This is a genomic window from Bdellovibrionota bacterium, from assembly GCA_035292885.1.
Lineage (GTDB): Bacteria > Bdellovibrionota_G > JALEGL01 > JALEGL01 > DATDPG01 > DATDPG01.
In genome coordinates this window covers 1-11,696 of sequence record DATDPG010000132.1, presented here as the reverse complement: position 1 = coordinate 11,696, position 11,696 = coordinate 1, and the positions used below count along the sequence as shown (strand labels likewise).

The window sequence follows — 11,696 nt, the reverse complement described above, 5'->3', positions numbered from 1 at the left end:
AAATTGGCCCAAAACCAACTCGGGGCCAACGACTATCTGGAGCGGCTCCGTTCCACCTCGAGTCACAAGCGCTGGCAGGCCGCGTATGAGCTTTCGGGCTATCTCGCTCGAAAAGATGTCGGCCCTGAGCGCGTGAAGTTCGAGAGGGAAGTGATGTCGATTTTTCGGTCGAGCAAGCCCGAAGAAACCCTCCTTCGAAAATATCTGCTGGTAGCCATGGCTCAGGTCGGGTCGGAAAACAGCGTTCCCTCGTTAACGGACGTCGTCCAAAACAACTCTGATCCGGAGATGAAGATTTACGCGATGCTGGCTCTGGCCCGAATCGGTTCACCGGGCGCCGAGCCGTTTGTCGCGGAGCAGCTGGCCAATGCAGACGCCGGCGTCCGAAAAACGGCGGCATTTGCGTATGGATTCGTCGCAAAGCCGCGCGAGGCCGATCGGCTGATCGAATTATTGAACGACACCGTGACCGACGTTCGCTGGAACGCAGCGTTGGGATTGGCTCAAATGGGGAATCCCGCGGGTGCGAAGGAATTGTTGGGTCTGCTGGACGAACCGGCGCTTCGTAGCGCCACACAGAACCTTCGAGATGTCGAACGAGCGGAAATCATGCTCAGCGCCATGAATGCCGTCGGAAAGCTTAAGCTCGTTTCGGCACGTGAGAGTATTTCACGAATTGCCCGAACCGCCGTGGATCCGAGGCTTCGGACCGCCGCTTCCAACGTGGAGCAAATCTTGTCCGGCGATCTTTTGACAAAAGCTCGACATTCTGAATAATTACCGCCGATTTTCGGAGCAACGCGTGAGCGCTCACTCACGCCATCATAAATACGTTGACACCCAATGGCAGCAAACGCACCGCTAGAAGACCCGAAGGATAGTTTTGTCATCGAGGATCCGTACGCGCAGGTTTCGCGGCGGGGCTTCATGACCTGGTTGGGTCTCGGATGGGCGGCGTTCGGCGGCGCCACCGCCGTGTTTCTGGGGGCGTTTCAACGTTTTCTTTTCCCAAACGTCCTTCGCGAACCGCCCCAACAGTTCAAAGCCGGATATCCCGAGGATTTCTCGGACGGCATCGTGGATGAGCGATTCAAAGCCAGTAACGGCGTTTGGTTGGTCCGCGGGACCGATCCGGTGACGGGCCAATATGGCCTATTCGCGTTATCCACGATCTGCACGCACCTCGGCTGCACGCCGAATTGGCTGGATTCGGAAGCCAAGTTCAAGTGCCCGTGTCACGGGAGCGGTTTTTATAAGAGCGGGATGAACTTCGAGGGTCCGGCTCCTCGGCCGCTGGAAAGATATAAGGTAACCCTGGCGGAGGACGGCCAGATTCTGGTCGATAAGAGCCGGAAATTTCAATTCGAAAAGGGGCAATGGAACGACCCCGAATCGTTTCTTAAATTGGGGTGACTTCTATGGAAGAAAAACTTCATCGACTCAAAGAGAGCATCGCCAAATCCCAGATCTGGCGTTCGATCTTTCGCCACGGTTACCCCGACAGTTCTCGAAACCGCGCGATGGCCGTCCTGTCGAACGTCTTTCTGCATTTGCATCCGGTCAAATCGCGCGAGTCGGGCATTCGGGTTGGATACACCTGGTGCATGGGCGGCATCACGTTTTTTCTCTTTCTCGTTGAAACCGTCACCGGAATTCTTCTCATGTTTTATTACCGTCCGACGGCGGAGTACGCATATTCCGACATCGTGGCTCTTCGCGAGCATGTCCCGCTCGGAATCATGCGGGAAGTGCATCGCTGGGGCGCGCACGCGATGGTCATCACGGTTTGGCTGCACATGTTCCGCGTCTTTATGACCGGTTCGTACAAACCCCCGCGGGAGTTCAATTGGGTCATCGGCGTCGTCCTCCTGGTTCTTACGCTGCTCCTGAGTTTCACCGGCTATCTCTTGCCTTGGGATCAGCTGGCGATGTGGGCGATTACCGTGGGTTCGAACATGGCCCGCGCCACTCCGTTCCTAGGGCACGAGGGACCCGGAGCGTCGTTGCTCAAAATTGGAGATATGAACCTCGTCCACGCGGGAGACGACGCACGGTTCGGCCTGCTGGCCGGCCGCATGGTCGGCGAAGGCACGCTGCTCCGGTTTTACGTTTTGCACTGCATCTTTATACCGTTCGTCGCCACGATCTTGATGGCGGTTCACTTCTGGCGCGTCCGAAAGGACGGCGGCATTTCCGGACCGATGTAAATGGAAGCGCTTCGTCATTGGATCAACGCGGCGTCGAACCCGATCACGATCTACGCGTTTACGGTGATCACGCTTCTGCTGCTCGTATGGAAAGCGGAGTGGTTTGCACGGCCCAAAATAGCCGGAGCCCTTGCCCTGGTCGCCGCGGCGGCATTCGGCTTCGCCATGACCGATCCCCACTTCTTCGAGATCGTCACGACCCCCGACAACATTCCGATTACGATCATGCTGACGACCGTAGGCTTTTTCACTTGGTACTCGATCTACCGCGGCGTCCAGAACGACCGGCGTCTGGCGGAAAAGAAACCGCTCATCGAACAGGACCAAAACAAGCGGGTCATGGTTTGGCCGAACCTTGTGTACATCGAATTCATCTGTCTCATCTTGGTCACGGTGCTTTTGATCTTCTGGTCGATTTTCTTCGCGGCTCCCCTGGAGGATCCGGCCAATCCGACGTTGACGCCGAATCCGTCCAAAGCGCCGTGGTATTTCCTCGGTCTGCAGGAAATGCTCGTTTATTTCGACCCTTGGCTGGCGGGCGTGGTTTTCCCGGGTTTGATCATCGTGGGCTTGATGGCGATCCCCTACTTCGATCCGAACCCCCAGGGAAACGGCTATTTCACGTTTAAGAACCGTCGATTCGCCATCTCCGTTTATCTCTTCGGATTTGTCGTGCAGTGGGTGCTGTTGATCATGCTCGGCACGTTCATGCGGGGCCCAGGATGGAATTTTTTCGGACCGTTCGAACCGTGGGATCCGCACAAAGTCGAACCGTTGACCAACGTGAATCTATCCGAACTTTTCTGGGTTCAATTGCTTCACATGGGGCTCCCGAAAACCATTCTCGTCCGCGAGGCCCCGGGCATGATTCTCGTGTTCGGGTATCTCGCGGCGCTCCCGATGCTTCTGGCGAAGACGGTATTCCGGACATTCGCGGCCCAGCTGACGCTCCTTCGGTTTCAATTAATGTGCTTTTTGTTTCTTGCGCTGGCCTCGCTACCCATCAAGATGATTCTGCGATGGACGCTCAACCTGAAGTACCTCGTGGCCATCCCCGAATACTTCTTCAACATCTGATGATGTGAAGCATGGCCGCTCCCCGCAGAGTGCTCGATCCCGATTATCTCTTCAACATTTTCCGCCTGAACAAGTGGTTCGCGATTTCGAGCGTCTTGCTCCTGGTCGGCATGCTGGCGATGGTGCAGAAAGACTACGACCGGGAATGGAAGGGATGGCAGCGCAAATTTCGAACGCTGGAAATCCAGAAGACCGAAGAAGCGATCGCAAAGACCAACGAAGAACTGAAGGCCAATCCCGAATACCAGAAGGCCTTGGAGGCCGTTCACGCGGCGGATGCCGATTTCCGTAAGAAAGAAACCGACCTTTTCGCCCGAAAAAAGGCGCTTGAAGAGTTGGACCGGAAGAAGTTCGTCGCCAACACACTTTTTCTAAACGAAAAATCGACGTTTTCCGCCTTGCGCTATGAAGTCGAAGAAGCGCGGCATCACCTGCCTGAAAACGTGGATGAGATCACCAAGACCTACAACCAGCTCTCCGGCGAACTGAAAGCCCACGAAAATCGCCTGAAAAACTTGAAAAAAAAACCGGCCGCAAAACAGGGGGACGATGACGAAAACCTCAAGGCCCGGCGCGCCGAGACTCTGGCCAGCATTGAAAAGGCGGGACAGAGCGTCAAGGCGTTTCTCAATCGGCACGCGCCGATCCTCGACCAGGAGAAGAAAGCCGAGAAGATCGAAAAGCGCTACAAGAAAATCGAAGCGGCGGTGGCTGCCGCTCAGCGTAATCTCGAAGAGATCGACAAAGAATATTCCGAGGCCAGGAAACGGGTGGACGCGTTTTCCGAGGAGAAGAAAAAGGCCGAAGCGGAATTAACGAAACTTCAATCCGGACTGGAGCGATTGAAACGAAAGGCGAAGGGGATCGAAAGATCGTTCGTCAACGACGTCTTGCGCGACCTGCCGATGCTCGATTTCATCGATCCTTCGCTTCGCGTGAAAGAGATCGTTGTGAGCGATCTTTACGACGACTACACGTTTACCAAGGTGCCCCGCGCCGATACCTGCGCCACGTGCCATATCGCCATCGATAAAGTAGGGTACGAGGACCAGCCCAATCCGCTGAAAACCCATCCAAACCTTCCTTTGTTTCTCTCGGCGAAATCTTCCCATCCGCTGGCCGGCTACGGATGTACGGTCTGCCACGGAGGATTGGGGAGCGGCCTTACGTTTACAAACGCCGTACACACGCCTCAAAATCCCGAACAGGGCGAACAGTGGAGAAAGAAATACCACTGGCATCCAGTGGAGGCGAAGCATTGGAGCGATCCTATGCTTCCGCTGCCTCAGACGGAGGCCACGTGCTACGGATGCCACAGAGAAGACGTGGATATTCCGCAGGGAGATGAGATTCAGCAGGGAATTCTCCTGGTCGAACGATCCGGCTGTTTCGGCTGCCACAAAATCGAAGGCTGGGAATCGGTTCGGAAAACCGGCCCAACTCTCCGGCGGATCACAAGCAAGGTCGGTGAAGAGTGGATGACCAAATGGATCCGAAATCCCAAGCTCTTCCGGCCCACCACCAACATGCCACAAATCTTCGATCAATCGAATGCCAGCGATACGGCGTCCAAACGCCGAAGTTCCGTGGAGATCGCCGGTATCGTGACCTACCTCCGATCCAAAGCCGAGCCGGCTCAGCTGTCGACCGTCCCCGGAAGTTCGGGAGGAAACGCGCCAGGAAATGCGGAAGAAGGAAAGAAACTCTTCGGTAGCGTCGGCTGCCTCGGCTGCCACACGATGGACGATTTTCCCGACAAGCGGCCCCATGGATTGGGACCCGAACTGAGCCAGGTCGGCTCGAAACTGAGCGCTCCCTGGCTAGCCGCCTGGCTTCGGAATCCGAAAGAATACTGGCCGGACACCCGGATGCCGAGCCTGCGCCTGACCGAAGGCGAGATCGCGAACCTCACCGCTTATCTGCTTTCGAAGAAGAACGAGGCGTTTGATTCTTCCAGTGTGCCGCGATGGGACGCACGAATGTTGGATGATGTGACGGTGGACTTCCTCTCCATGCGGATGACCAAACCGGAAGCCGAAGCCAAGCTTAAATCGATGTCGCAGGATGAAAAACTTCTTTTCGTGGGGGAACGCGCGATTTCCCATCACGGTTGTTTCGGTTGCCACGATATTCCGGGATTTGAGAATGCCAAACCGATCGGAACGGAGTTGACGTACGAAGCCTCCAAGCCGCTCAGTCAATTTGATTTCGGACTTGTCGATATCGAACCGACGGTGGCGGACTGGATTTACCAAAAAATGATGGAACCGCGAATCTTCGACCGGGACAAAGAGAAGGAGCCGTTGGAGAAATTGCGAATGCCGAATTTCCATTTCTCGCCGGAAGAAGGGAAAACGGTCTTGACCTTCGTCCTAGCGCTTCGAAAATACGACGTACCCCTCCATCGGAAGCCCGCGTTGACCGCGGAGCGGGAGGCCATTAGGGCGGGCCGCCGGCATATCCGGAATTTCAATTGCCGCGGTTGCCACACCATTGAAGCGCAAGGCGGTGAAATTTTGGGTCAGTATGAGGATCCGAGCCTCGGGCCTCCGAACCTCGTCGGAGAAGGCCAAAAGGTCCAACAAGCCTGGCTCTACGGGTTCCTCGCGAAACCCACGACCATCCGCCCGTGGCTCAAGGTCCGAATGCCTTCGTTTGGATTCAAGAGCGACCAGCTGAACACGACGATCCGGTATTTCCGCGCACTCGACCACCTGCCGGTTCAAATCGAGGAACCACCGGCCATAGCTCTATCTCCCAGGCAAGCGAAGTCCGGCCAAGAAATCTTCACGCAGCTGAAGTGCGCGCAGTGCCACGTTCTGGGAGCCATACCGGCGGACCAAGAAACTTCGAACCTGGCCCCGGACTTCAAGTTGACCAAAACCCGCCTTCGGTACGACTGGATCGCGGATTGGCTCCGCGACCCGCAAAAGCTCCTGCCGGGAACGCGCATGCCGAACTTCTTCTATTACGAAGGTCAGCCGATGTATCCCGACGCCGATCCGAAAATGACTGCCGTACGCGACTACATCTACACGTTGAAATAAATCGAACGGCCGGTTCCGTTCACTGACACGTGTATTTTTGATTCTTTAGATTCACATTGGGTCAGTTATGAATTCGAAAATCGAAGATCAAGCACGAGTTCACCTTGAAAAACTTTGGCAATTTTCTTTAACGTTCGAACTGTGAGATTCGCGCGCCCCGGTCTTTCCATCCGTTGATACGCTTGATAGGAAACGCCAAGCTGCTGCGCAATCTGTTTTTGTGTAAAACCCGCGGTTTCGCGCCAAGCGCGTAGCAGATATGCCGTTCGGACCTCGGGATCGATCGGCACAAAAACCACCTTCTCATTTCTCTTGGCTTTCGGTTTAGATAGCCTCGGTAAAGTTGCTCCCCGCTCAAATTCAGCCTCTAATGCAGCCGAAAGGGCTTCGCGGGCATGTTCTTCAGCCTCTTTCCAATCCCGCCCATATGTAATGACCGAGGGATGATCCGGAAAGCGAACGCCAACTGTTTTGCTCTTAGGCTCTTTAAAAAGAACCGCATAATAGCCATCAGATACACTCATCATTACCCTTCTTTCCTCAATGCTCGTTTCGCCTGTTTTAAAATGCTTTTCGCATAAAAATCGGGGATCTCATTGCCATGAACCGGAACCGTAATCGCCCGAACCGCTCTCGGGTGAACAAATACATGATGAGACCCTCGTATTCGATCCAACTCCCACCCCCCGCCATTCAACTCAGCAACCAGATCCCGAATTTTCATTCTTTTCTCCAGGATACAACATATATATTGTATACGTCAATCTGGTAAATATGTCCTCTATCTCAATATCTTTCTCCACCTTCAAGCCTTCTTAGGAAAAACAAGAAATTTGCATGCGTGATTACATCTACTCTCTCAAATAAATCGAACGGCCGGTTCCGTTCACTTGCACGTGTATTTCTGATCCTTCAAATTGACGATGCACTTGAGCGTCTTGCCCGACTCAAAATTCACCCAGATCTCCTGTTTGAGCTTCAGATTCGGGTTCTCCAGTCTGATGTTGTGCCGTCCCGCCGAAACGACGACCGGTTTCGTGATCGGCGTGGTGTCGACCCGTTTTCCGTCCACATACACCACCGACCATGGAATGGAGTTTATGATAAAAAACCCGGGCTTGGGCGCCGGCTTCTTGGAACCGAGCTTGACCGGGGGTCCGACCATAGGAGGCGGGGGTCGTGAGCTCTTATCCTGAATCGGATTGAGAAAGACGGTTTTTGCCGTTTCCCCCGATTCGGAAATTTGAAGCGTCATTTCCTGAGGGAAGTAGCCCCGTGCCTCGACTTTCAACGTATAACTCTTTCCGACCTCCAAATTACGAAGGTCCACCGGGCTCTCTCCCATGGGCCGGCCGTCGAGATAAAGCCTCGCGCGCGCCGATTTCGGATCCGTATCTACATGGACCAGCGCTCGTGTGAGGGAAGCGGACGCGGTTTTCGATGGCGCGGGCGTCTTATCCTTGGTGATCCGGATCTCCGGTTTAGGGGAAGGCGTTGGAACCGCCTTTCCCGGAACGACTTGGCTTCTTCGAAAGATCACGATCGAAATGACGATCGCCCCTAATCCGACCGCCAGTCCCCGGATCACAAACGGGGAGACTCGTCGCGCGACCTCGATCGAAGCCGAAACGGCATCCTGAAGAGACACGGTGCGACTCTCGGACGCGGCGAGGGTCGCTGCTTGTTCCCCGCGTATGCCCTTCCCCGGCGTGACAATCGATTTTTCGGGCTCGCTCAATTCATAGAGGGGATTGGCGGCAATCGTTTGAGGCCGTTGTGCGGAAGCCGCATTTGCGTCGGCGGCGGTCGAGACGCTCGGTTCGCCCCAATGAACATCCAAATTCACGGCGGTCGCCTCTCCTGATTTCGAAGCCATTTCGACCGAATAATATCGATTCAAAAAGCCGACGAGATCGGTGTGCGTCACGCGAATCGGCCGCCCGCCCGGGAATCCCCGCGTTAAGAACTCGTTCAGCTCATCCAAGAGACCTTCGGTTCTCTGGTAGCGATCGTCCGGCTTTTGAGCGAGAGCTTTCCTAACGATCCGTTCCAAATCGTCCGGCACGCCGGGGCGACGAGAGGCCATGGGGGGAATTTTTCCCTCGCGGATGATCCGAAGCGCTTCCGGGACCGATTTGGCCTTATAGAGCCGCTCCCCCGTCAGGAGCTCGTACAAAATGATGCCCATAGAATAAATATCGCTGCGCAGGTCGATCACGGTGCCGCCCTTGGTCTGTTCGGGGGACATGTACCCGGTCTTGCCGCGGATCACGCCGATTCGAGTGCTGTGGGACTGGTTGGTTGCTTTGGAAATTCCAAAATCGGCGATCTTCACTTCCCCGTCGAAGGAAATCAGTATATTCGCCGGGCTGATATCTCGATGAACGAGGTCGAGTGATTTTCCGCCGTCGTCGGTTTTCCGATGGGCGTACGAAAGGCCCAGACCGATCTCCCGCACAATGTGAATCGCCAGATCGAATGAAAACTGCTCTCCTTTTTCACGGACCCGGCGGAAGAGATCCTTGAGGGTCGTCCCTTCCACGAAATCCATCGCGATGTAATAGGAGCTTTCGGCTTTCCCGAACTCGACGATCGGAACGATGTTGGGATGGTTGAGGCGCACCATCAATTTCGCCTCATCGATCAGCAACGAAACGAATTCCTCGTCGTCGGAAAACTGCGGCAAGATCCGTTTAATCGCGAGCGTCCGCTGCCGCCCGTCCGCCATGAAACCGACGGCGCGAAAGATCTCCGCCATTCCTCCCGCGGCGACTTTGTCCACAAGCCAGAACTTGCCGAACCGCTGCGGTTCCATCAGTCCGGGTTCTTTCTCCACTCGCTCAGGGCGTACCGATTCTGGCGAACTTCTTCGAGGAAGCTGCGGCGGTATGCTTCTTCTTTAATTCGCGCGGCGCGGTCCTCGATCAGATGAACCAGCTTGCCGAGCCATTCTCGGGCCTCGCTCCCGCGCCCGGCGTCCGACAGAATGAAATAGTGGTTGATGTAGGCGTCTTCCTCGGAGCCCTCCACACCCGATTGATGGACTTCGATCAATTTCATCGCCTCCGTGCTTTTCGCCAGAGCCACTTCCCGCTCTCCCAAAGCCCACAAGATCCGTCCGATATTGGAGAGAGCTTTTACCTGCGCTGGCACCAGCTTGTGCTCCAGCGCGATGTGCAGGGCCTCTTCAACCTTTGATCTTGCTCGAGAAAGCAAGGCCGTGTCGGTTTCGCCCAATTTTCGATATACGATCCCCAGGCAATTTAGATTTTCGGAAAGGAGATAGTTGCTCCCCACTTCACGGGCCAGCCATTCCCCCGCTTCAAAATGTTCGATCGCTTTCACGTAATTCCCAAGATGTTGGTGAACAACGCCGATGTTCACCAAATCATACCCCTCCCCCGCTCGGTCGTGGATTTCGCGGCGCAAAGCCAGGGCGGTCTCGTAGCACCTGAGAGCTTCGGTGTATTGGCCGAGTTTGTGATGAATCACGCCGATATTCCCCATTGTCACCGCCTGCCCCTTACGGAAACCGATCTCACGAAAAATCTTATGCGACTGATTCAGCTGTTCGAGGGCCCGGCTGTACTCCCCCAGGGTCCAATACACCAGGCCTTGGTTCCCCAACGCGTTGCCCTGCCCGCGACGGTCTCCGATCTCATCCATGATCTCGTAGGCGCGCGTATAATACTCGAGCGCTTCCCGCGGCTGGCCCATGTTGAAATGCACCAAGCCGACGGTGTTGTAGAACGCCGCCTCCGCACCGCGTTCCCCCAGCTCCTTGGAAATGGAGAGTCCCTGTTCGTAATGTTTCAGAGCTTCGGCGTACTCTCCCATGCTGTACGCGGCGATTCCGTATGTGCGAAGCAAATCCATCCTCAACCGGCTCGGGCCTCCGTCCGCCGGACACGTATCCAGACCTTTCCGCACATATTCCTTGGTCTGGCGAAAATCTCCGATTCCCGCAAAGTAGGAACCCCGATGAAGCGCGGCTCGGGCGGCGAGTTCGGGTGTGGAACGGCTCCGGCACATCTCTTCCAGCGACTCGACGCGTTTTAACTGCTCCTGTCGTTTTCCCAGGAGATCGAACAATTTGATCTCCGCCTCGGTCAGGCGAATACGTGCGTCGAGGTGATGGGCCGAATTTCCGCTCTCCTTGAGAAGCGGCCAGAGCACCTGCGCCACTTCCAGACCTTCTTTCGTTGCATATTGGCGGACCATTTGGTCCACGGCCATCAACCCATACGTGATCGTCTTATCCTTCAGCCCCGCTCGCGAAAAATGGTGAAAGAGAAGAGCGGAATGATCCTGGGGACGATCCTTATAAACGTGTTCATAGGCCTGACCGGCCAGCCCGTGCAGGATTTTCTTGTTGTGATTGAGGAGCGTGGAATACACCACATCACGAGTCAGTGCGTGTCGAAACGCAAATTCGGATCCGAGCGAGCCTTTTCGTTCCTTGGGATAAAGGAATCCGAGGTCGTGCAGATTTTTCAGCCGGATTTCCACGCCGGCCTTTTCCGCACCCATCCGATGACCCACGTCCTGAATGATCACGGATGGAATCGTCTCGCCGACGACGGAGGCGGCCATCAGCACCTGTTTGTGCTCCGGTCTTATTTTGTCGATTCGGGCCAAAATCATTCGATTGATCGTGTCGGGCAAGCCCGCTTCATCGATCGCCTTCGACAATCGCCAGGAATCGTTTTCCCGTTGCAGCGTCCCGTCATCGATCAGCGATTGGATCAACTCTTCCATGAAAAATGGATTTCCACCGCTTCGGCGGACCAACAAATCCTCTTCCCCGGACGGAAATGCCGACTCGCCCAATACGTTTCGTAAGATGGCTCGGCAGCTGTCTTGCGGCAGCGGCTTCAGTTCGATTTCTTCGGCTTGAAACTGTGTTTTCAACTCCGGACTCCATCGAAACTCGGGCCGATAGGTCCAAATGAAAAATATCGGCGCATCGAACCGTAAGTTGGCGCCCAAAAATTCCAGCGCTTCTTGGGAAGCGGCATCGATCCATTGAAGATCCTCGAGGTGCACAAACAGCGGCGCGCACCCCCGTTCTTTGGCAATGGCCGCCGATCGCTCAAGAACAAAGCGCACGGCCAGATGAATTTCCAACCGCAACGCCTGCGGATCCAGGGATTGCATTCGGTCATCCAGCTCTTTCTGTCCGGCCAGATAATGAACGACCGCGGCCAGCTCTTCGGCGCTTTCCTTTTGTTCCGGCGGCACATCGGAGAACAGGCTCGGGCCGATTTCCGGAAGCGTAAGTCCCCGCTGAATTAAATCGGCCAGAATTCCTAAGGGAGTTGTGTGGTCCGCGAGCGAGGCGCCGCGAAGACAGATCGGTTTTTCG

Annotated in this window: 9 protein-coding genes; 5 read left to right on the top strand and 4 right to left on the bottom strand. The window is 55.4% G+C overall.

From position 1 onward, the window contains the following. From VI895_10120 to VI895_10100, 5 genes are all read left to right on the top strand, one after another. Positions 1 to 777, top strand: a 777-nt coding sequence (locus tag VI895_10120; protein ID HLG20152.1) for a HEAT repeat domain-containing protein, incomplete at its 5' end; no start/stop codon positions are given. 66 nt (positions 778 to 843) lie between these two features. Next, a complete protein-coding gene (locus VI895_10115) occupies positions 844 to 1,413 on the top strand; it encodes a ubiquinol-cytochrome c reductase iron-sulfur subunit (protein ID HLG20151.1) in 570 nt (189 codons plus the stop codon). Positions 1,414 to 1,418: 5 nt separating this feature from the next. After that, positions 1,419 to 2,207, top strand: coding sequence for a cytochrome b N-terminal domain-containing protein (locus VI895_10110; GenBank protein HLG20150.1), 789 nt, complete (start codon positions 1,419 to 1,421; stop codon positions 2,205 to 2,207). Beyond that, entirely contained in the window at positions 2,208 to 3,284 is a 1,077-nt protein-coding gene (locus tag VI895_10105; GenBank protein HLG20149.1) for a hypothetical protein, read from the top strand. It abuts the gene before it with no gap. Positions 3,285 to 3,295: 11 nt separating this feature from the next. Further along, positions 3,296 to 6,331, top strand: a complete 3,036-nt coding sequence (locus VI895_10100) for a c-type cytochrome (GenBank protein HLG20148.1) — start codon at positions 3,296 to 3,298, stop codon at positions 6,329 to 6,331. Positions 6,332 to 6,396: 65 nt separating this feature from the next. Here the strand turns inward: VI895_10100 and VI895_10095 are convergent, their stop codons facing one another. The 4 genes from VI895_10095 to VI895_10080 form a co-directional block, all read right to left on the bottom strand. Then, a complete protein-coding gene (locus tag VI895_10095) occupies positions 6,397 to 6,855 on the bottom strand; it encodes a type II toxin-antitoxin system HicB family antitoxin (GenBank protein ID HLG20147.1) in 459 nt (152 codons plus the stop codon). A gap of 2 nt (positions 6,856 to 6,857) precedes the next feature. After that, entirely contained in the window at positions 6,858 to 7,055 is a 198-nt protein-coding gene (locus tag VI895_10090) for a type II toxin-antitoxin system HicA family toxin (GenBank protein HLG20146.1), read from the bottom strand. Between the two features lie 162 nt (positions 7,056 to 7,217). Beyond that, positions 7,218 to 9,167, bottom strand: a complete 1,950-nt coding sequence (locus tag VI895_10085; protein HLG20145.1) for a serine/threonine-protein kinase — start codon at positions 9,165 to 9,167, stop codon at positions 7,218 to 7,220. Then, positions 9,146 to 11,696 (bottom strand): tetratricopeptide repeat protein (locus VI895_10080; protein HLG20144.1); only part of this gene is annotated, 2,551 nt, incomplete at its 5' end. The genes VI895_10080 and VI895_10085, both read right to left, overlap by 22 nt.